The sequence below is a fragment of the Vreelandella piezotolerans genome (assembly GCF_012427705.1).
Taxonomy (GTDB): domain Bacteria; phylum Pseudomonadota; class Gammaproteobacteria; order Pseudomonadales; family Halomonadaceae; genus Vreelandella; species Vreelandella piezotolerans.
This window is the reverse complement of record NZ_CP048602.1, coordinates 2,450,977-2,473,121: the sequence shown is the minus strand read 5'-3', so window position 1 is coordinate 2,473,121 and position 22,145 is coordinate 2,450,977. Positions and strand designations below refer to the sequence as shown.

The window sequence follows — 22,145 nt, the reverse complement described above, 5'->3', positions numbered from 1 at the left end:
CGTTGCTCTCGCTCTTTCGTTACGCCGCGCTACGGTGCTGGCTCACCATTCACCATTCACCTCTCACCACTCACCACTCACCACTCACCACTCACCACTCACATTCACATTCACCACCACTCACATTCCTTCGGCTAACAGCTTCTCCAGTACCTCTAGCGTCTCGTCGATGTGCGCTTGGGTGTGTTCGCAGGAGAGGAAGAAGCGCAGGCGGGCGCTTTTTTCCGGCACGGCGGGGTACAGGATGGGCTGTACGTTGATGTCTCGCGCGAGCAGTGCGTTGGAGAGGTGCGCTGCCAGTGGCGAGCTGCCAACGATGACGGGAACCACGGCGGAGCCGATGCTGTGGCCGGTATCCATGCCTCGGGCTTGGGCTTGCTCGAGGAAGTAGCGAGAGATGGCCTGCAGTTTGGCGACGCGCTCGGGTTCTTGGGGCATCAGCTCCAGCACTTTGAGCGAAGGGGCGGCCACTTGGGCGGGCATACCGACGCTGTACAAAAAGCCCGGTGCGAAGTAGCGCAGCGTCTCGACTAACGCGATGCTACCCGCAATGTAGCCACCGCAGCCGGAGAGCGTTTTGCTCATGGTGCCCATCCAGATATCGACATCGGTGGGGTCGATGGCAAAGTGTTCCCGCAGGCCCAAGCCGGTTTTGCCCATCACGCCGAAGGAGTGGGCTTCATCCACCATGAGCCAGGCTTGATGGCGCTGTTTGAGGGCAATGAAGCGCGGCAGGTCGGGGATGTCGCCGTCCATGCTGTAAAGCCCTTCGATCACGACCAGGACGCGCTCGAACTGATGGCGGTGCTGGACAAGCAATGCCTCCAAAGCGTCGGGGTCGTTGTGGCTAAACGACATGCGTTTGGCCCCCGAGAGCTGCGCGCCCACCAACGAGCTATTGTGGATGTACTCGTCGTGTAGGATGAGGTCTTTTGGGCCGAGCAGATAGCCCAACGTGGAGACGTTGGTCGCGTGGCCGCTGACGAACGCGACGGCGTCTTCAACGGCGTAAGCGCTGGCAATGGCGCGTTCGAGCTCGCCGTGGATAGGGCGTTCCCCAGAGACGACGCGGCTCGCCGAGACGGATGTCCCGTAATGAGCGGCTGCCTCGCTAGCGGCTTGCACCACACGGGGGTCGCCGGAGTAACCCAAGTAGTTGTAGCTGGCAAAGTTGATGCAGGTGCGGCCATCCATCACGCTCGTGGCCCCCGCCAAGCCCTCATGTACCTTGAAGAAGGGCACCTCCAGGCCGAGCTGCTCAGCGCCTTGGCGCATCATCATGAGCTGCTGATAGCCTGGGTGCGCATCGAAGCGCGTAAAGCGCTCGGGCACGGAACGGGTTGCCCCCGCGCCTTGGGCGCTGGGGGCAGAGGGAGCGGCGGCTCTGGCGGTGGGGCGCTGGCGCGCTTTTTCCAGAAGCTGGCGTTTTAACTCAGAACGCTTGGCGGTCATGGTGTCTCGGTCGCAGGGGAGGATGCGGGCTCGCTGTTGATGCCATCCGCACCGTGGCGGGCGGCCAGAGAGGCTAACGCATCTTGTGGCGACTCTTCAACATCCTCATCGTGCTGGTGCAGTTTCTGAATCAGCACGCCTGCAAGCTTATCCAGCGTGGAGGCTTCGCTGAGCACCATCACCGGTACTTGGACGCCTAAACGGTTCTCGATAGCCGTCATTAACTCGACCCCCATGAGCGAATCGAAGCCCATGTCGTAGACCGAGCGATTCACGTCGATTTTTTCTTCATCGATGAGCAGAATGCTGGCCAGTTCGGCGCGCAGCAGCTCGGTGATCGTGCTGTGCAGCTCTTCGGGCGAGAGATCTGCCAGCAGCGCGCTGATGTCGTCGTCGCTATCCAGGCTACCGTCGTCATCGCTGGACCGCGCAATCTCATCGAAGCGCGGCACGCTGGAGGTGGGCAGGAAGCGCGCCAGCGCACCCCACTCGAGCTCTAGCACACCCAGGCTTGGCCCAGGCGTCAGCAGCATTTGTTCGAGCACCTTGAGGGCGTCGTCTGAGCGTAGTGCCGAGCCGCCCAGGCGCTCTTGCAGTGCGTCGCGGGTGCGGGTATTGCGCGCCAAGAAGCCAACGTCGTCGATGGCGCCCCAACGCACGCAGGTGGCCGGTAGACCTTGGGCGCGACGGCGGGCCGCGAACGCTTCGAGCCAGTGGTTCGCAGCCACATAGTTGGCTTGGCCAGGGTTGCCGAACAGGGTGGTGGCCGATGAGTAGAGCACGAAGAAGTCGAGGGTGTCGTTGGCCGTCAGCGCCTCTAAGTGCTTGGCACCGTCGATCTTCGGTGACAGCACGTTTTGAATCCGCTCGGCATCTAGGTTGCGAATCAAGCCGTCATCGATGACCGTGGCGGCATGCACGATACCGCGCAGCGGACTGAGCTCGCGTTTGGCGCGCTCGAACACCTGTGCCAGGGCATCGCGGTCGGTAATGTCGCACGCCGCCGCCAGCACGTTCACACCTTGCGCTTCGAAGTCAGCCACGGCTGCTTGCGCTTCTTCACTGGCCGGGCCGCTGCGGCTGAGTAGAATCAGCTCGCGTGCGCCCTTATCGACCAGCCATTGTGCGGTTTTTAGGCCAAAGCCACCCAGGCCGCCGGTCACCAGGTAGCTGGCATCGCTGGGTAGCTGCATATTGGCGGTGCCTAGCTGCTCCTGGCGCGGCGGGGCAATGGGCTGCTCGTAGGTGACGACGACCTTGCCGATCTGGCGCGCCTGCTGCATGTAGCGGAAGGCATCGATGACTTGGCTGTGGCTGAAGGCGGTAAACGGCAGCGGGCTCAGCGTGCCGTCGTTGAACAGTGCCATCATTTCGCCGAACAGGCGCTGAGTGAGGGCCGGCTGCACTTTCATCAGCTGGTCGGAGTCGATGCCGAAGTAGCTCAGGTTGTTGCGGAACGGCCGTAGACCGATATGGGTATTTTCGTAGAAGTCGCGCTTGCCAAGCTCCAGGAAGCGACCGAACGGGCGTAAAGCGCGCAGGTTCTGGTTAATGGCTTCACCGGCCAGGGAGTTGAGGACGACATCGACGCCTTCACCCTGGGTGTCTTCGAGGATCTCTTCTGCGAAGGTGAGCGAGCGGGAGTCGTACAGGCGCTCTTCGCCCATTAGGCGGAGGAAATCACGCTTCTCTTCCGAGCCCACCGTGGCGTAAATCTCGGCCCCCATCCACTGGGCGATTTGTAGCGCGGCAATGCCCACACCGCCAGCAGCGCCGTGAATCAGCACTTTTTCGCCGGGTTCTAAACGTGCCAAGTGTTTTAGCGCGTAGTACACGGTAAAAAAGGTCGTCGGGATGGTGGCGGCAGCGGCGTAGCTGATGCCTTCCGGCAGGGGCGCCACAGCGTGCTGGCTGGCCATCAGGCGGTCGCTGAAGCTGGCGGGACCAAACCCTACGACGCCTTGGCCGGGCGTTAGGTGGTGAACGTTGCTGCCCACGGCCACCACTTCACCGGAAAACTCGAGGCCGAGGGTGGGGCCAGCAAAGCCGTTTTCGATGGCTTCATCCGACAGCAAGCCCAGGGTATACATGACATCGCGGAAGTTGAGACCGGTCGCTTTGACGCGTACCTCGACGTCGTCAGCGCCAAGCTCGGGCAACTGGCGAGGCCGCCACTGTAGCTGGCGCAATTGGCCGGGCAGGGCGAAGCCGAGCGTCATGGCTTGGCGAGGTGCGGGGTTGCTGGCGGTATGCGGGTGCGGCGCGGGCAGGGTACGCAGGCGCGTGGCAAAGCGGGTGCCTTCTTGCGTCATCACCAGCTCGTTTTCGCTATCCGGTTCCGCGATAGAGGCCGCGAAGGTGGCGAGCGCAGACGCAATGGGGGCATCTGGCAAGTCAACGAGGGTGACGCTGTGGCCCACGGCCTCGTTGGCCAGCGAGCGGCCAAAGCCCCATAGCGCGGCGTCGTCGGCACGCTGGTAGCCTTGAGTGGTCAGCCATAAGGTCACATGGCAGCCTTGCGCGTCCAGGCCGCTCGCTTCCAGCGCCAACGACCACTGCTGCGCGGCGAAACAGCGCTGCGTTTGTGCCTCGGTGGACGTGCTGCCTAGCTCACGCAGATCGAGCACGTTCAGTGCTACAGGTGTGTCGGTGAGGTCGGCCAGCGCGTCATTGAGTAGCGTTTGCGGCGCTGCGTCGCTGATCCGACGCCATACGCGGTGGCCCGTGTGGTGGCTTAGATGCTCCGCCAGCTCTGCAGCAAGCGCTTCTCGTGATGCATCGGCTATCAATAGGGTCTGCGCGCTGGCTACCTGCGCGTCGGTGTCACCAAGCTCTGGGTGTTGCGCATGCAGCAAGTAAGCGCCCGCTTCCTCTAGTTCGATAGGCGCGGAAACGCTCAGCCCCTGGTGGCTCAGCCACTCGATCAGCGTGCTCTGTTCGAGCGCCGCTTGGTCGATGCCCGGCGTTGCCAGCAGGTCGTCCAGCCAACGGCTCGGATGAAGGCCAATCACCATGATCTGCGCGCCGGGCGCCAATTGCGCGGGCAGGGCGTCGATCAGTTGGCGTGTGCGTTCGGGTTGGGTGACATCTGCGCTGACGAACGCAAGCTGTGCCTTTTGCGCGGCTGTCAGCGCCGGTAGCGCCTCGTCTAATGGCTGAATGTCCATCAGCGGGTAGCGCTCTTGCAACTGTTCCGCCTGGTGGCGCGCCGTGTCGCTCGTGGTGAGCGCGCGGTAGCGATAACGGTCGTTCGTACCTGGGGCGCCGTGGGCAAGCTGTTCCAGCAAGCGCTGGCCCAGCGCGGGCGCGCAGGGGCCTGCTTCCAGTAGATTGAGGCGTTGGCCATCTGGCAGAGTGGCCAGAGAGGCCTCCATCAGCGCACCTAGTTCCTGGGCCAGAACTTGCCAACCGCTTTCACCCACCAGGACACGATTGATGCCGGCCAAATGCTCGGCAGTGATGCCCAAGCTTTCCAGCGTATCACGGCCATTGAGTAGCGGTTCACGGTGCAGGCCCAAGCGGCCGACGAGGTGAATGGGCGCGAAGTAGTCGGGATACTCCTGCACCAAGAGCTGCCAAATGGTCTCTGGCGCTGGGGATGCGTCGTCATCGCCGCCGTTAGCCTGCTGGACGAAGGCCTCGCTAAGGCTATCGAGCAGGGGGGCAACTTCTTGCGCATAGCGCTGGCCAGTGCTGGCGGTGTAAGCATCGCTCAAGCCCATCAGGCGCGTCAGCGCGTCTGCGGGAAGCGGTAGCGCGGCGGCTTTCAGCGGAGCGGGCGTGAGCTCCACGTCTAAATAGCTAAAGTGTTGGTGGTGCGCACGGTTGAGGCGAATGGCCTTGAAGCGTGTTTGGCTCAGCACCGCCACGGCGCGCCCTTGGGCATCGTAAAGCTCGAAGTCCGCCGTGAAAGAGTGCGGCGCGCGTTTGCCCATGACCGCACGCGCCAACACGGGCGCGCCTGCCTCGGCATTGACTTGGATACGACCGACGCGCACCGGTACGAAGGCGAGTTGGGCGGCGAATTCACTGTGCTGTGCCAGCAGCGGAATGAACATTTGGAAAGCGCTATCCAGAATTCCCGGATGCACGTGTAGCGTGTTTAACTGAGCCGTCACCGCCTCTGAGAGGGCGATTTCTCCAATGACGCTATCGCCCTCGATCCAGCCACGTTGAATCGCCTGAAACGCTGGGCCATAGTGCAGGCCAATGCGTTCGGCCATGTGCAGATGCTCGTCCAGAGTGTAGTCAGCATCACGTTTGGGTAGCGCTGGCGCCCTGCGGTTGAGCAGGAAACCGCGGCTTTCGCGCATCCGGCGTGCCACGGCATTGAGCTGCCACTCGCTTCCCGTGGCGGGCTCTCGGGAGTGGATGGCCAGACGTCCATCATCGGGGTTGAGGGTGAGACGCATGGTACGGCCATTGGGCCCGTCCAGCAGCAGCGGTGCGCGAATCTCCAGCTCTTCGATATCGAGAACCGGCGTCTCTTTCTGGTGTAGCGCGGCGGCCAGCGCCAGCTCGACGAAGCCCGCGCCGGGGAAGACGGCCCCTTCACCCACCACATGGTCGGCCAGCCAAGGCTGTCGCTTGGTGTCTAATTGGCTCTCCCAAGTGTGCTCTTGCTGGGCCAGCGGGTAGCCAAGCAACGGGTGCTGGTAATAGCGCGCCAGCAGGCCTTGTCCATCGTGGGTGCCCTGGACCCAGAGCTGGGTGCGCTGCCATGCGTAACGTGGCAGCAGCACGCGTTGACCTTCCACGGGGAAGAAGTGCTGGCTGTCGAGGCTCAAGCCACTGAGCAGCAGTTGGCTGGTGGTGCGGTTCAAGCCCTCTAACCCTGGCTTGTGGCGCTCGATGGTGCCGAAGACCAAGCCGCTGCGCTCTTGCTGGCGCAGCGATTCGTTGAGATAGCGGCGTAAGATCGGGTGCGCTCCGACTTCGACGAAGACGTTGTAACCCTGCTCGATGAGGGCGGTCGCTGCGCTATCGAAGAGCACCGGCTCGCGGATGTTGAGCCACCAGTAGTGGGCATCCAGTTGTGTGCCTTCACTGATCGCCCCGGTCACGGTAGAGACGTAGGGGATCTGGGTGGCTTGGGGCTCGATGTCCGCCAGCGCGACGACCACACCCGACTGGATGCTATCCATGGCAGGGCTGTGGAAGGCGTAATCCAACGGCAGACGCTTGGCAAAAGTGCCGTCGGCACTCAGCGCAGCTTCCAGCTCGCCGAGCTGGTCGCGATCGCCCGCCAGGGTAATGCCTTTGGGACTATTGATGCCCGCCAGACTGATCTTGTCGAATTCGGGCTTGGCGAGCCAAGGAGTGATCTCATCGGCACTCATCGCCACCGCCGTCATTTCCCCTAGGCCGCGAGTTTTGCCCTGATAGTCACTGCGGTAATAAATCACTTTGACCGCGTCTTCCAGGCTCAGTGCGCCAGATGCCCACGCGGCCGCTACCTCGCCTACGCTGTGCCCAAACACGGCGGCTGGTGTGATGCCTTGCGCTTTTAGCCACTCGGTCAGCGCTACCTGCAGGGCAAACAGTGCGGGCTGGGCGATTTCGGTGCGTACGAAGCGGCTCTCTTCGCCTTCTGACCGGTTGCGGCCTGCTAATTCGTCACGCAGAGAGAAGCGACCGTAGCGCTGGAACAGAGCGTCGACACGGTCGATGGCGGCCGTGAAGTCGGCGTCGGTATCCAGCAGGTCATGGCCCATGGTTTCCCACTGGCAGCCGTTACCGTCGTAGACGAACACCGGGCCTCGGGCATTGGCGAGGCGCTCTAGCGTCATGACGGGGCTGGCCTCTCCTTCGGCAAACTGGCGCAGTGCCGTGGCGGCTTCGTCAGCGCTGCTGGCAAAGCAGAGCGCGCCGTGGCTGTGCTGCTCACGGTGGTGATAAAGCGTATGGGCTATATCGTAAAAATCCTGCCCGGATACCTGCAGGTGCTTGGCCAGCGCCAGCGCATTGTCGGTCAGGGCCGCTTCGCTGCGGGCGCTAAGGCGAATGGGCAGCGGGGTAGCGGGTGTTTGACGAGGCGTTTCCGCTTTTTCCGGTGCGCTCTCCAAAATGACGTGGGCGTTGGCGCCACCAAAGCCAAACGAGTTGATGCCAATCACCAAACGGCCTTTGGGTTTCAGCGGTTGGGCTTTGGTGACCACGCTCAAGTTCCATTCGTCGAACTTGATGCGCGGATTCAGCTTGCGAATGCCAATGGTCGCGGGCACCTCGCGGTGCTGCAGGCTATAAAGCGCTTTGGCAAGCCCCGCCACGCCCGAGGCGGTTTCTAAGTGGCCGACATTACTTTTTACCGAACCAATCGGCAGCGGCGTTTGCCGATGCTTGCCAATGGCCTCGCCAATGGCGCGGGTTTCGATGGGGTCGCCAACGGCGGTGCCGGTGCCGTGGGCTTCTAAATAGTCGATCTCATCGGGGGAGATGCCCGCTTGCTCGTAGGCGCGACGCATCAAGTCGGTTTGAGCGCTGGGATTGGGTACCGTCAGGCCGGATTTATGACCGTCGGTATTCACGGCTGACCCGGCGACCACGGCCAGTATGTTGTCACCGTCGGCGACGGCTAAGTCGTAATCTTTGAGCAGGAAAAGTCCTGCGCCTTCGGAGCGTACGTAGCCGTTACCCGCTTCGTCGAACACCTGACAGCGTCCGGTGGGCGACAGCATGCTGGCTTTGGAAAAGATGATGAAGCCATAGGGGTGCAAGTGCAGGCTGATACCGCCCGCCAGCGCCATCGTGGTTTCACCGCTACGAATGGATTGGCAAGCTTGGTGAAACGCCACCATCGAGGACGAGCACGCGGTATCCAGCGACATGCTGGGGCCGTGCAGGTCGAATACGTAAGAGAGACGGTTGGAGGCGATACTCGAGGTGTTACCCGTGGCGGTAGAGGCATCGATGGCGGCCATGTCATCTGCCAAGCGGTACGAGTAGTCCAGGCTGGCGACACCCACGAAGACACCACACTGGCTGCCACGCAGCGTGCTGGGTACGATGCCGGCACTTTCCATGGTTTCCCAGGCGAGCTCTAGCAGCATGCGCTGCTGCGGGTCCATGTTGGCGGCTTCGCGGGGAGAAATGCCGAAAAACGCTGCGTCGAACCCGCTAATATCGCCCAGGCTGCCCGCTGCGAAAGTGACGCTGGTGCCGGGGTGGCGTTTGTCTGGGTGCCAGAAGGCGTCGTGGCTCCAGCGATCTGGGGCCACTTGGGTGACGAGGTCTTTTTCGGCTTGCAGGTCTTGCCAGAACGTTTCAGGGGTGGTGCCGGGGAAACGATGGGCGGCGCCGATGATGGCCACACGTTTAGTCATTCTTGCTCCTGAGGTTCTGGTTCTGCCTTGATCACATCGTTACTTATATCGTGTCCAAACACTTGTTTAAATAGCCGAAGGCCAAGTTCGTTGGCGGCTATGTCCTGCGGCGGCTGCTTGGCAGGCATTTGGTCGGGCGGCGTTGGTTGCGTCGACCATATCATGTATGGGGTGCTGCCCGTAGGGGGCATGAAGTGCCCGTAGGCATCTGGCAGTATAGGCACATGGTCGCCATACCAGCCCAGTATGCCAGGCCTCATGCGCTCGTTTAGCGCGGTTTTAACGTTCGCCAACATTTGATCAGCTTCACCTAAGTGGTGCAAATAGACGGCGAGTTCACGCAGGTGGTCTGCAAGCGGCCAAGTCGCGTTGGGTAGGGTCGCCGCCAAGCGTGCCTGCGTAGGCGCCTCCAAATGCAGCGGGCCGTGGTTTTCCATGGTGATCACGAAAATAAACAGCGGCCTATTATCGTCATCTTTCAGCAGGCGTCCAACCTTTCGTGCCACGGCCTGGTCACCGATGTATTGCCCGTGTTTGTCGCTACTGTCAAACGCGCTGATATCGATGAACGTATCGAAACTCAACTGCGGCATGACGTTATCGCGCATGTAGAAGGTAGCGGGGTAGGGGTGCACGCAAATAGTGCGGTATCCCTGCGCGCGAAAAGCGCTCGCCACGCTGGGTAGCGGGTGACGGCTTAGCGTGCGGTAGGGGTTGAACTGGCGGGCACCCCAGGCGCTGGGTGCCAACCCCGTGAGCACGGCGCATTCGGTGCGTACGGTATTGGCCCCCCAGGCCGGCACGCTCAGTTCGCCCTTTTCGACGGCCTCGGTAAAGGTAGCATCGAAATGTTGCAGTAGCGTCGGCGCAACCTCTGGACACCATGGGCGCGGATCGAAAAAGGATTCACTCTGGACCAGGACGACATTGGGTCGCTCGGCGCTATCTGGTGAAGCGACGGCACTGGGCTGGCTGGCAGCCGCGTAGGGGGATGCCAAAGGGTCAGGCGGTGACGAGCGCATCAAGGCTACCCCATAGGCCCAAAGGCTGGCGTGTAGCCCTACGCGATGTAGATCCTCGACCGGTTGCAGGGACATGGCGCCGAGTGAGCGTAAACCAACGGCTACCAGCACCGCCCCGAGCCCGGCGAGCAGTCCGGTGCTTTGTAAAAAGAGCACAGTGCTCCACTGGCTAACCAGCGACGGCTCCACATAGAGAAAGCTGCCAATAGCGATGGCCCCCGCGCTGCTGGCCGCGATGGCGAGGCCAATGCCAAAAAACGGGACATAAAGCCGTGGGTGCAGGATGGCGTCCCAGAAGTACTCGAAGTCGTGGCAGATGAACGGTTCGTTGAGCGTTTTGGACTTGGTATTGCTCGACTGGACCACCACGAGCTGGAGTGACAGCACGAAGACCACGGCAAACCAGGGGCGCTGGAGCAGCAGCGTGAAAAGCCCAAATAGCAGTAGCCAACTACCAAGATGAATAACATTGGCTGCCATCGGGCGATGCCAGAGAGGAGCAGGCCGTGGAGACAGCAGCGCTTCGAACGCTAGGCTGAACACTAGCCCGATGAAGAGCGGCAGGCTAAGCGATAGGAGCAGGTGGTCAAGCATCTTACCGGCCTCCTACATGATCGAAACCCAGTCGTTTGATGAGCCACTGCGACACGCCTGCTGGCAAGACGGCCAGCCACCAAGTGCCGAAGTTGAGCGGAAACGGGAAGCTGACTCGCGCACGGTTGGCGCGAATGCCACGAACGATCACTTTGGCGGCTCGTTCGGGTGGCCACTCAAAGGGCTTGGGGCCAGGCATGGCATTGCACATGGGGGAGGTGACGTAGCCGGGCATGACGACCGTTACCCCGATGCCGCAGGGGGCGAGCAAGCCGCGCAAGGCTTCGCCATACGCTTTGATGCCCGCTTTGCTGGCACTGTACGTGGGCGTGCTGGGTAGTCCATGCCAACCTGCCAGTGAGCTAATGAATACCAGTTGGCCGCTACCCCGTGCGCGCATGGCGGGCACCAAGTGCTGCGCCATGGCAATGGGGGTGATGAGGTTGATGTCCAGCAGATCTTGAACATCGGCCCAGGGCTCGAGCTCGCCCAACTGATCAGGATGTGTGTTCTTGCCTGCGTTGGCGATCACGATATCCGGCAACTGCTCGGCACTGAGCGTGGTGAGCCACTGCGCCAGTGCCTCATCATCGGTGAGGTCGATGGAGGAGAGCGACACGTCAGCCCCTTTTTCGCGACAGGCGTTAGCCACGTGCTCTAAGGCGCTGACGTTGCGTCCATGCAGAATCAGATGCGTTTGGGGAGACGCATACGCCTTGGCGAGCGCTCCACCGATGGCCCCTGTGGCGCCGGTGATCAGCACGCAGCGTGTGTGTGGTGTCTTCGTCGAGTACGTTGCATCAACACTCACAGCAGCTTCTCCAAAGGGGATGGGCAGGCTTCTAATATGTGCGCAGCATTATTGACCGCGAGATCGATACTGGGCTGGCAGTAAAAACCGCCGTTTACCTGGGCGGTATGCATCACGGTATTGCGAAAATAGCCGAACAATTCGGCACTGGGCGGTGGTGGCTGGTGCCAAAACTCCTCCAGCGAGCCTTCATAGGTAAGGCCTGCCAGATTATAAATGGGGTCGCTGAGCGCAAAGGTGGGGCAGTGTGATTCCAGTGAGACGATGCCTACGGTACTGTTCACCGTGACGGTGCCCACTGCATGCTTGATCAGCGCATTCAGATCGCCGGACTCGAGGTACACGATGCGCCCATCCAAGCCGTAAAAGTCTGAGAGACGTTGAATGATGGAGGGGTAATCCACGAGTCCCATATCGAGCGGGTGGTTCTTGATGCACAGCAAGGCATCGCTTGGTGCATGCTCGGCAAACGAGCCCATCACGTGGTCCATGACCTCTTCCATGTTGGCGTAGGGAGAGTGGTCACGAATTTGCGCATCGGTATTTAGCTGCAACGGCAGCATGAAGTAGGGCTTGCCGCTTCCGATCAATCGTTTAATCCGTGCTGCGTCGCGTTTTTTCCACTGTTTGAGAAGCGTGAAGCGCTTTAGGTAGCCCGCATACTCCACCGGTGCGGTAATGGGCGCGTGGTTGCGATAGCGCGGTGCGACCAGGGGGTTCGCCAGCCCGGCCACATGGTACGCCACATCGTGCATGGCGCGGATTTTAAACGATGAGCGAAAGCGTACTGGAGAGGGAAGCTCAGGTAACGCTTTGCCCGTTTCATAAAACCAGGTGGGATCGCGAGGCAGCAGCGAGTGGCCGTTGACTCCCTCACGTTCCAGCGTGATCCAAAAGGGGCGGAAGTAGCCCTCTTCAAACACGTGGGTGCGAATGCCTGCGGCCGGGGCTTGGTCGACCGCTGGGCGGTGCACGGGACGCCGGTCTCCGAACAGGACTTGGTCGGTAATGCCGTAGCGTTGCCATAGTGAGGTGACGTAGGCGGGCAGTTCGTTCAGAGGGCCACGAAACAAGTGGCTATGACTGTGCGTGCGTTGCCAATAGAGGAGGTCGCCCGCGTTGAAGTTAACTTTCACCACGCGGTGGCCGTCGTCGGTGAGGCGGCGGGCTAAGCGTTGGTAAAAGGGCGAGCAAACGCCTTGTAAGAATAAGAATGCGCGCTTCTGCTTCAACTCAATGGCTTCCAATCAACAAGTTACGATAGCAGCGATAAAGGCGCTGCTTCCATGTAAGTAGCGGTGTTTGTGCATTAGATTGTTGTAACTTTGCCCGCTCCAATAGGCTGACGACGGTCTCGGCATTGCAAAGCTGACCAGAGGTGGGGTCGACGTAATTGGGGTACAGCAATAGCGTGCCAGCAACGAGGGCATCCAGGGTGAGCGTCCGGTTGCGCCTGGGGCAGCGCAGGGCGTCTTGCGTTAGCCCCCAACCCGCATAAAAAGGCAGGCCATAGGTCGTCACTTGACGATGACGCAACAGGGCTTCAAAACCGGTCAGCGAGCTCATTGTATGCACGGCATCCACGCGCTCTAGCAAAGCGGTGATGTCGACGTGGCTAGCGTCCAAATCATACAGACGTTTGGCATCAGTATCGAGTTTGCCCACCCGAGCCCCGCTGATCACATCAGGGTGTGCCTTGTAGATGATGAAAGCGTTCGGCTGAGATTGGCGCACGGCTTTTAGCAGCGCGCTATTGGTGCGGATCTCCGGTGAGCCGGTGGCGATGGACGCATCACTCTCGACTTGTCCCGGCACTAAAATGACCGTTCGATGATCGGGTAAGGCAACGTCAGCCGCCCCTGGCACGTTATATTTCGATAGCTTCAGGGTGACGAGGCGCTGGCGCAATTCGGCGGCCCTGGCCAGTAAGTCATCGCTAAATTCATGCTCGTTGAGCAGCGTTTCCAGGTCGCTTGGCTGACTGGGGTCGTAATAAATACCGTGTCGATCTATCACCAGTGACAGGGGTTGAGTGAGGTCGACACCCAGGCCTACCGAGCGGATAAAACCGTCTTCCATGCGCCAAAGATGAGGCAACAGTTCGCTGTGCTGCGTTTTGAAGGTGCCGTCGATACGGCTCGACCATACCAGCAGCCGTTGAGACTCGACGGCTTGCTTGGGGAGGCTCTTTTGGTAACGAACGCGGGCAGCAGGACCCAGAAAATCGCTGATGAAACGTCGCTTCCAAGAGGAGAAGCCGCAAGCGAGCCATGCGCCTCTCAACCGCTCTTGCTGACGCTTTTGGTCAGCGATGAGGTATATCGTCTCTTCCAGCGTGGATGGCTGGCCCGTGTAGGGGTTGGCGTAACGGCAATAGCGAAGATAGGCCGCCGCGAACACTTCTGGCAGTGTACGAGAACGCGTGCGCCGGAGGCAGGGGAGTTGGTCTTGGGTCAGGCCCCAGCCAGCATAGAAAGGAGTGCCAAAGCAGTGGACACGTTTGCCCGCCATGAGCGCTTCGAAGCCAAGCTGGCTAGTCACCACATAGACATCGTCGACTTGGTCGAACAGGGCCCAGGGGTTGATATCTTCGCTGATCACCTGGCAGCGCGGGTGCTGAAGAGCGCTGGTAAGGTGCCCTTGCTTTTTACCCGCAATCACATCGGGATGAATTTTGACCAGCACTTTGGCCTGGGGGTGATAGGCCAGTGCGTGCTCCAGCATGGCTGAAAAACTGGCGGCGCTCGCGCCACCATACTCGATGGATGCATCCCCCGCCGTTTGGTCGACCACTAACACGCTGGCGCCACTAGCGCTCAGAGGCTTGTCCGGCGCATGGTTATATTTCGATAAGCGATAACGCTTTAGTAAGGCGATGCAATGTTCGGCCCTGGATACTTCTTCCGACGAAAAGTCGGCGGTCGCTAGCCACTGCTCTAGGTCGCTGGGTCGTGAGGCGTCGTAATAAATGCCGCTGTAATCCACTACGAGACTATGCGGTTGGTAACCGGCACTACTTAGCCCTAAAGAGCGTAAAAAACCATCTTCCAGGGCGACGTAGGGAAGACGACGCTTGTCGGCGTAGCGCCTCGCTCGGCGGCTGGTAGGTTTCAACCCCCATCCAATGACGGCGTCTGGCTGGGCACTGAGGGGACGAAGCGGGAGGACGTCGTCGAATTCTCTTAAAAATGCGGCGAGTGGTGTGATGCTGCCAATGCCTTTAGAGGTGTAACCCGCCGTACGTTTTGCCATGGAGTGTGCCGAAATGTTTTGTCGGGTGGTTTGCGAGATAGGCGGCGAACATACGTGAAATAAGCGTGGTTATCAATTCGCACGCGCTTGGCTTAGAGTTAAGGCGCTTTCGTTACGCAAAGAAACGGTTTAGAAAAAAAATAGCTAAGTTGATTTGTCTCAACGCGCACATTTCAGTTGTTTTTGATAAGTTATTTCTTTCGAGCCATGATAGCGTCTGAACTCGCGAACCCCATTCAAGGAAAGTTAACGAAATAGGGATTTCTGGTGCGCCTAGCCCCCCTGATCCATCGACTGATTACGTTTCGTTCGCTAAAAAGCCGGCTGCTGCTGGGGCTTTCCTGTGCGCTGGCCATCTTGGCGGGGGCCGTGCTGGGCATGGCGTGGCAGGTCGGCAAAATCATGGTGCACGAGACCAATATCGCCCACCTGCGCTATGAAGCCGATTTGCTGGCCGATGAGATTACCCAACAGATCAACCAGCGCATCAACGCGCTACAGCGGTTGAACGGGGCCATTGGGCTGTCAGACGATCCCACCTGGTTGAATTACGAGCTGCAAAAGAACGACTCCCTGCTGGCTTGGTTCGAAGGTTTGGTGGTCAGCGATGAGAACGGCGTGATTTTGAGCGACTGGCCGAGCGTGGTGGGGCGAGTGGGCCTCGAGACCAAAGACCTCGAGTATTTCAAAATGGTGCGCGGTATTCGCCGCCCCTACGTGAGCGAGCCCTTCGTGGGCCGGGCTAGCGGTATGCCGCTGGTGCTCATCAGCATTCCTCGTTTGGATGAAAACGGGCGTTTTGCGGGCTTTGTCGGGGGCATCGTCAGCCTCAAGAGCAGCGGACTCTTCAATCGTTTGAGCACCATTCGTTTGGGTGACAGTGGCTATGCGGCCGTTTCGACCGCTTCTGGCAAAATTCTTTACCATCCTGATCACGAGTTGGTGAACGCCGAGATCAGCAACGTCCAATTGAACCCGATGTTAGAGCTTGCGCTGGCGGGTTGGAGAGGGGAAGGGGTTGCCGAACTGTCGAGTGGTCGCGTAGCGCTGCAAGCGTATGCCCAAGTGTGGCCAGCCGATTGGATAGTAGGCCTGTTTTTGCCCACCACTCAAGCACAGTTACCGCTCTCGGGGTTCATTTATAAGCTGCTGGGCATTTGGTTCGTCCTGGCGTTACTCATGATGCCGCTCTTATGGTGGCTGCTGGCGCGCATTCTCAAGCCATTGGACCATCTTGAATCGCAAATTGGTGAAGTGGGTAAGGGCGAGCGCGCGAGTCTCGATCTCGCCACCAGCATGCAGGAGTTGCAGCAAGTCGCGATGACTTTCAACCGCGTAGAGCATGAGCGCCAGCAGTTGGTTGGCCATTTGCAAGAGCGCCAGGCGTTTTTGGATTCCGTATTGAGCGCTACACCCCAGGGCATGTTCGTTGCCAATTTTGGCGGCAAGATCACTTATATGAACCCGGCACTGCTGGAGATGCTGGATATCCCTCCCGATACGCCCATGGAGGCGTGGATGGAGCAGGTGCACCCTGACGACCGAGAAGGGGCGAGGGACATGTGGGTTCACAGCCTGAAAACCGGTAGCGATTTCGTGCGCCAACTACGGTTCGTGCGCAGCGACCATGAAACGCTGTGGCTGGACATTCATGCACGGGTGGTCATGTTGTCTCAAGGGGGGCACTCGCTGGGCTTGGTCGGGGTCGTGAAGGACATCACCGAGCGTCGCCAGCAAGAGGCGTTGCAGCGCTGGGAGGCGGAGCACGACCCGTTGACGGGGCTACTCAATCGACGTGGGTTCGAGCGCCGGTTGGAAGAGGCATTCGCCGACTTCCAGAAGACCAGCACGCCCTCTGCGCTGCTTCTCTTCGATCTGGACCATTTCAAGCCTATCAACGATGAGGGCGGCCACGCGCTGGGAGACGAGATGCTCCGCCGTATCGCTCAAATCGTGGCCTGGGAAGTGCGTCGCAGTGACCATGTGGCGCGCCAAGGGGGAGATGAGTTTGCCGTGCTGCTGCCCAGCTGTACGCTGGGACAGGCCGAGCGTATCGCAGAGTCGTTGCGTCAGTCGGTGAGCGAGGTGACCGTGACCCATGAGGGCAAAGAGTACAGCGTGACGCTCAGCATCGGCGTGACGACCTTCGATGAAAGCGACGAAACGGTCGATGTGGCGATTTCCCGGGCAGATGCGGCCAGTTATGAAGCCAAAGGGGAGGGGCGAGACGCCGTGGTCGTCAAATTGCCCGAACAGTTCGACCCCATAGAGCTGTTCGATTAAGACGCGTCTGGGAAACCTTCCCGCTGCCAGGTGATCAGCCACTGGGGGAGCGCTTCGGCGGGCATGGGGCGCGCAATACCGTAGCCCTGGGCTAAGTAGCAGCCCAGCGACAGGAGCGCTTGAGCGTGTGCCAGCGTCTCGACGCCCTCTGCTAGCACGGGGCGCGCGAACTTCTTGGCCAAGAAGACGATACTCTCTACGATCGCACGATCATCTTCGCTCGCCAGCATATCGCGAACGAAGTCTCTATCGACTTTGATCAACTGCACCGGCAGGCGGCGAAAGTACGCCAGCGACGAGTAACCGGTGCCGAAATCGTCCAGCGCCACGTCGATCCCCAGCCGTTGACAGTTTTCGAGTACATGCAGCGCCGCTTGCATGTCATCCAGCGTGGCGGACTCCAAAATTTCGATGGCCAGCAGCTTGGTGGGCACATCGGCATAGCGGGCTAATAACTTTTCCAGCTGAGGCAAAAATCCTTGGTGCAGCAGGTGCTGCGGGCTGACATTGACACTGACCTGCAGCGAAATACCGACGCTTTGCCACTGCTGAAGCTGTTTCAGAGCGGCTTCGATGACCCACTCTCCCAGTAGAAACTCCAGTTCGCTGCCTTCGATGAGGGGTAAAAACTCACCTGGAGCGCAAATCCCCCGCGTAGGATGCTGCCAGCGGATCAGCGCTTCGGCACCTACCACCTCTTTCGATTGCAAATCGACTTGAGGTTGATAGAAAAGCTGGAACTCGCCGTGACTCAATCCATGCTGAATGGCGGTGCGCTCTTGCTGACGTAGCCGGGAAAGGTACTCTTCATCGGTGCTGTAGCGAACGCACTGGGAGACGCCTTGGGTTTTGGCTTTATACAGCGCTTGGTAAGCGTGTCGAAAGAGCGTGTCAGGGTCTACTTCGTCCTCTGGGAAACACGTCATCCCAATGCACGTCGTTAGCTTCAAGCTATGCCCATGTACCTTCATGGGTTGCTGGATGGCGCTTTGCAGCGCTGCGCTGTTGAAGTGCTGGGTGGGGGCGACCACCACGAACTCATCGCCGCTAAGCCGTGCGGCAATGCCTTGCCCGCGCAACGGTTTGATCGACGCCTGCAGGCGTTTCGCTATGCGCGTTAGAATACGATTACCCACGGGGTAGCCGAACATGTCGTTAAGGCGTTTGAAGTCATCGATATTTAGCACGTAGACCGTCAACGGTTCGCGCTGCTGGATGAGCGCCTCTAATTGCGTGCGGGCTAAGCGTTGATTGGGTAGTCCCGTCAATTCATCGATGTTCGCAGCTTTATACAGCGCTTCTTCGTGACGCTTCGTGTCGGTAATATCCGACTGAATGGCAATGAACCCTCCACCTGACTGCTCGCTATCGGGAAGTGGGTTACAGCTAATGTGCACCCAATAAGGCGTGCCGTCTTTACGGTAGTTGAGCAGCTCTTCTTCGAACCGCTGCCTGTCGCGCAGCGCATGCGCAATACGCCGCACGGTGGCTTTATCGGTGGCGCTTCCCTGGACTAGCTTGCCAGGTTTTTTACCCACGGCTTCTTCGAAGGTATAGCCGCTTAGCCGTGTAAAGCCGTCGTTGATCCACTCGATATTGCCCTTGGCATCGGTGATGACGACACCGTTACTGGTATTTTTGGCCACCATCGACAGGCGGGCAATGGCCTGCTGGTCTTGGCGCTGCTGACGGTGATTGCGAAGGTTATTGATGAACTGCCCTATGCTACCTAGTAGCGGTGCCAAAAATTCGACCAGGGCGTCGTCATAGCCGTTCGGGCGGTTAGCGAGGCCAATCATCCCGATACAGTGGCCGTTAGAGTGAATCGGCACGCCCAAGAAGGCATTCAGCGGCGGATGCCCTGGCGGTAACCCGCCTCGTCGGGTATCGAGGGCGGGCGTATTGGAGATCACCACCTGTTGATGGCGCATTACATGACCAAAAAGGGTGTCGAGATTGCTGAACACCATTCCATCGGGAGCATTCTGATCATAAAACAGCTTGGAGGCTCGATCCCACGTGATGTCGGTGATTGCGTGGGCGACGAGGTAGGGGACCTGGCTCTCGTTATATAGCACCTCGCCAATGAAGCCATATTCGCTGCTGGTCAATGCCAATAGATCTTCGAGCAGCGGGTCGAGCGCTTTGGCATTGCCTTGGCCATCGATGAAGCTCGCCTGAGCACGCATGATGGCTTGCTCCAACGCCTGCTGGCGCAGTAATTGGGTTTCGATCTGTTTACGCGGAGTGACATCCAGCATCGTACCGATGAGCTGCACCACGTGGCCGTTGACCACTAGCGGGTTGCCGGTGATTCTGACCCAGCGCGGCTCGCCACTGACCGTGATCAATTGAAACGTGTCGTTAAACGCAAGGCCTTGCTCGATAGCCGAATCGATGGCGTCCATCAGGCGCTGGCGGTCCTCGGGGGTATAAGCCTCCATGCGCTGCTCGAAGGTGCGAGCATCACGCTTGTCTACGTCGTAGAGCTCGTTGACGACATCGTTCCAGTGCGTAGCGCGACTGGGCACGTCCATTTCCCAGAGACCAATCGCTGCGTTGCCAATGGCATCGTAGGCACGTTGAGATACATAGTGCTCGAACTGCAGGACCGCGCTACTGGCCAGTTGCTGAAGTAGCGCGCTTTGTACGCTGGAGAGCCGACGGGGCTGGGTATCCATGACGCAGAGCGTGCCGATGACGCTGCCATTGTCTGCGATCAGAGGCGCTCCGGCATAGAACACGATGTGCGGAGGCGAACTCACCAGGGGTAATTGCTTTAGCGAGGCGTCCTGACGGGCATCTTGTACTTCGAACAGCGCTCGTTTTTCGATGGCAATGCCGCAGAATGAGTGTTCTCGCAGCATCCGCTGCGTGGATTGGCCCACGCTACTCTTGACCCACACATGGGTGTCATCGACGAGCGTCATTAGCGCAATGGGCGTATCGCAGTAGGCAGCAGCCAGTTGAGTGATACGGTCGAAGTGGTCGTCAGCCGACAAGTCCCCTAGCGTATAACGCTTGAGCGTGAGAAGGCGCTGCTCTTCGTTTTCATGGTTGAGGGGCAAAACCATAAGTGACCTATCAGTGACGGTGCGCGTTTGTGCTTACTTTCCCTTATGGTGACGAGACTGTCTAGCGAGTCGACAAATCTCAGTCAACGGTAGAGTATAAGAGGATGCTGATTCGACTGAGAGCGCCTTCGTGGACTTACTTGAACTCTTTACACGCACCTTAGACGTGACCCTGCCTGTTTTTGCCATGGTGTTCATCGGGATTGCCTTGAAGCGCCTGGGCTGGATCGATAGCGCTTTCATTTCGACCGCCTCGTCTCTCGTTTTCAAAGCCACACTGCCCACGCTGATCTTTCTCAGCCTAGTCAAAGCTGACTTGAGCGTTGCTCTTGATGTGCCGTTACTGCTCTTTTTTGCCCTCGCCACGTTGGGCCAGTTTTTGCTGAGTTGGGGTTGGGCGCACCTGCGCGTGCCAAGAGCCGACCGTGGCATTTATGTTCAAGGAGCGTTTCGCGGAAATTGTGGGGTCGTAGGCTTGGCCTTGGCGGCGGGCATGTACGGCAATTATGGGTTATCCGCCGGTAGTTTGCTGCTGGGGGTGGTGATCGTGATGTATAACGCGCTCTCCGTCGTTGCCTTGGCGGCCTATCAGCCCGGCCAAGCGACCGATTGGCGGAGTTTGCTGGGTCATATCATTAAAAATCCGCTGATTCTTTCGGTGTTCGCTGCGCTACCTTTTACCGCTTTCTCGGTGTCGCTGCCCAGCTGGATGATGACCTCGGGTAATTACTTTGCCTCGCTCACGCTACCGCTCGCGTTGATATGCATCGGCGCAACGCTATCGGTATCCAGCATGCGAGAGGGAAGCCAAGTGGCGCTCAGCGCCAGCAGTATGAAAATGGTGGTTTTACCCGTGCTTTCCACATTGGCTGCGTGGCTGATGGGGTTTTCGGGGAATCAGCTCGGCTTACTGTTTCTTTTCTTTGCCAGCCCCACCGCTGCCGCCAGCTTCGTGATGGTCAAAGCGATCAATGGAAACGTGGCCTTGGCCGCCAATATCATCGCCATGACCACGCTCATGGCCAGCGTGACCGTAACACTGGGTATCTTCGCTCTTCGCCTGCTCGGTTGGATATGACCTCTGCCGATGCAAAACCGCGGTTGGCCGGGGCGGATCAAACCGCTATACTATGCGCCCCGTTAGTCCCTGTAGCTCAGTAGGATAGAGCAGCCGCCTCCTAAGCGGCAGGTCGCAGGTTCGACTCCTGCCAGGGACGCCAAACGCCCCCATGTCTTCTTCGTTTCTAACGACTAGCGCGGCGCGCCTAGCGTTTGCACCCAGTAGTGCGTAAATCGCGAGTCACTATCTTCCGCGTGCGCCATGCCCATGTCGGTGAAGGCATCGTTCATGAGGTTTCGGCAGTGGCCTGGGCTTTCGATCCAGCTTTCGATGGCTGCGTCGGCGGTGGTGTGGCCAGCGGCGATGTTTTCGCCAATCCTTCGCCACGTATAGCCGTGCTGAGTAGCGCGATCACTCATGCTGCTGCCGCCTTGCCCGGTATGGCTGAAGTAGTCGTTCGTGGCCATGTCGTCGGCGTGAGCTTGGGCGGCGGTGGTGAGCGAGCAGCTCCAAGTAAGGGGGCTAGCGGCATCGAAAGAACGTTCGCCGCATTGGCGGGCTTGGCCTCGAGCTTGGTTGACGCGGTCAAGCATCGTTTGCTGCCGTTCGGTGGGAGCGCACGCTTCGGACGCGGGGGATGCCTCATTGGCGGATGAGGCGGGCGCATGCGTTATCCAGACCGTTGCCATCCACGCGATCGAACAAAGCGCCCGGGCAGCCGGGCGCTTCATGAACGGCTTATCCACCGAACTTCTCGTTTTCGCCCAAGTTGGGTGTGGCGTCTTTTTTGAGATTGGCTTTGGCGATTTCGTACAGCTGGAACGTTTTGCTCTCTTTGGCTTTCCAGTGCTCACCCATTTCTACTTTCACTTCCAGTAGGGCGACATCAGGGTCGTCTTTGCCTTCAGGGAACCAGGCCGCGACGAAGGGGTTCCAGTACTTGTCGATCAGCTCACGGTCGTCGATGACGTTGGCCTTACCGGATAAGGAGACGTAGACACCGTCGTCTTGGTCCGAAAAGCTAAGACAGACATCGTGATCGCTTTTGGTTTCCAGTACTTTTTCAGCACTACGGCGAGTATAGAACCAAAGCGTGCCGTCGTAGTCGTCTTGCACGAGGTGCATGGGGCGGGCGCGTGGCATGTCATGGTCTAACGTCACCAGCATGCCGACTTTGATATCCTTGATCATTTTCCAGATTTTTTGCTTATGCTCTGGGCTAGACATGGTGTCACTCTCCTTATGAATGGCTAGCAGTGGGCGATTGCCAAGCGC

11 protein-coding genes and 1 tRNA gene are annotated in these 22,145 nt (G+C 59.4%); 3 read left to right on the top strand and 9 right to left on the bottom strand.

Annotation, left to right across the window (positions count from 1 at the left end):
- Window positions 1-120: 120 nt before the first annotated feature.
- The 6 genes from GYM47_RS11345 to GYM47_RS11320 are packed head-to-tail and all read right to left on the bottom strand — an operon-like array spanning window position 121 to window position 14,453.
- On the bottom strand, window positions 121-1,452 hold the full coding sequence (locus tag GYM47_RS11345; protein WP_153842789.1) for an aminotransferase class I/II-fold pyridoxal phosphate-dependent enzyme: 1,332 nt from the start codon (window positions 1,450-1,452) through the stop codon (window positions 121-123).
- Window positions 1,449-8,774, bottom strand: a complete 7,326-nt coding sequence (locus tag GYM47_RS11340) for a type I polyketide synthase (RefSeq protein ID WP_153842790.1) — start codon at window positions 8,772-8,774, stop codon at window positions 1,449-1,451. Before GYM47_RS11340 ends, GYM47_RS11345 begins: the two co-directional genes overlap by 4 nt.
- Complete coding sequence (locus tag GYM47_RS11335; protein ID WP_153842791.1) at window positions 8,771-10,390, bottom strand: LTA synthase family protein; 1,620 nt, start codon at window positions 10,388-10,390, stop codon at window positions 8,771-8,773. Before GYM47_RS11335 ends, GYM47_RS11340 begins: the two co-directional genes overlap by 4 nt.
- 1 nt (window position 10,391) lies before the next feature.
- Complete coding sequence (locus GYM47_RS11330) at window positions 10,392-11,201, bottom strand: SDR family NAD(P)-dependent oxidoreductase (RefSeq protein ID WP_153842792.1); 810 nt, start codon at window positions 11,199-11,201, stop codon at window positions 10,392-10,394.
- On the bottom strand, window positions 11,198-12,433 hold the full coding sequence (locus GYM47_RS11325) for a capsule biosynthesis protein (protein WP_153842793.1): 1,236 nt from the start codon (window positions 12,431-12,433) through the stop codon (window positions 11,198-11,200). The genes GYM47_RS11330 and GYM47_RS11325 overlap by 4 nt, the downstream gene beginning before the upstream one ends.
- 1 nt (window position 12,434) lies before the next feature.
- Window positions 12,435-14,453 (bottom strand): capsular polysaccharide biosynthesis protein, encoded by a 2,019-nt coding sequence (locus GYM47_RS11320; protein ID WP_153842794.1) that lies wholly within the window; start codon window positions 14,451-14,453, stop codon window positions 12,435-12,437.
- A 267-nt stretch (window positions 14,454-14,720) separates the two neighbouring features.
- Here GYM47_RS11320 and GYM47_RS11315 point away from each other — a divergent pair, with 267 nt between their 5' ends.
- Window positions 14,721-16,736: a sensor domain-containing diguanylate cyclase gene (locus GYM47_RS11315; RefSeq protein WP_153842795.1), complete on the top strand. Its 2,016-nt coding sequence runs from the start codon at window positions 14,721-14,723 to the stop codon at window positions 16,734-16,736.
- Here the strand turns inward: GYM47_RS11315 and GYM47_RS11310 are convergent.
- The gene (locus GYM47_RS11310; RefSeq protein ID WP_153842796.1) at window positions 16,733-19,810 is read right to left on the bottom strand and encodes an EAL domain-containing protein; all 3,078 of its coding nucleotides are present in this window, start codon (window positions 19,808-19,810) and stop codon (window positions 16,733-16,735) included. The genes GYM47_RS11315 and GYM47_RS11310 overlap by 4 nt on opposite strands.
- 130 nt (window positions 19,811-19,940) lie before the next feature.
- Between GYM47_RS11310 and GYM47_RS11305 the strand changes: the two genes are divergently transcribed.
- Both GYM47_RS11305 and GYM47_RS11300 read left to right on the top strand, forming a co-directional pair.
- On the top strand, window positions 19,941-20,888 hold the full coding sequence (locus GYM47_RS11305; RefSeq protein WP_153842797.1) for an AEC family transporter: 948 nt from the start codon (window positions 19,941-19,943) through the stop codon (window positions 20,886-20,888).
- A 65-nt stretch (window positions 20,889-20,953) separates the two neighbouring features.
- Window positions 20,954-21,030, top strand: a tRNA-Arg gene (locus GYM47_RS11300).
- A 31-nt stretch (window positions 21,031-21,061) separates the two neighbouring features.
- Here GYM47_RS11300 and GYM47_RS11295 read toward each other — a convergent pair.
- On the bottom strand, window positions 21,062-21,616 hold the full coding sequence (locus GYM47_RS11295; protein WP_153842798.1) for a CAP domain-containing protein: 555 nt from the start codon (window positions 21,614-21,616) through the stop codon (window positions 21,062-21,064).
- A complete protein-coding gene (locus tag GYM47_RS11290) occupies window positions 21,609-22,097 on the bottom strand; it encodes a pyridoxamine 5'-phosphate oxidase family protein (protein ID WP_139527050.1) in 489 nt (162 codons plus the stop codon). The genes GYM47_RS11295 and GYM47_RS11290 overlap by 8 nt, the downstream gene beginning before the upstream one ends.
- Window positions 22,098-22,145 lie beyond the last annotated feature (48 nt).

Bases quoted from the DNA above. Each gene is read 5' to 3' on its own strand.
- GYM47_RS11345 (WP_153842789.1), bottom strand. From the start codon at position 1,452: ATGACCGCCAAGCGTTCTGAGTTAAAACGCCAGCTTCTGGAAAAAGCG.
- GYM47_RS11340 (WP_153842790.1), bottom strand. From the start codon at position 8,774: ATGACTAAACGTGTGGCCATCATCGGCGCCGCCCATCGTTTCCCCGGC.
- GYM47_RS11335 (WP_153842791.1), bottom strand. From the start codon at position 10,390: ATGCTTGACCACCTGCTCCTATCGCTTAGCCTGCCGCTCTTCATCGGG.
- GYM47_RS11320 (WP_153842794.1), bottom strand. From the start codon at position 14,453: ATGGCAAAACGTACGGCGGGTTACACCTCTAAAGGCATTGGCAGCATC.
- GYM47_RS11310 (WP_153842796.1), bottom strand. From the start codon at position 19,810: ATGGTTTTGCCCCTCAACCATGAAAACGAAGAGCAGCGCCTTCTCACG.
- GYM47_RS11290 (WP_139527050.1), bottom strand. From the start codon at position 22,097: ATGTCTAGCCCAGAGCATAAGCAAAAAATCTGGAAAATGATCAAGGAT.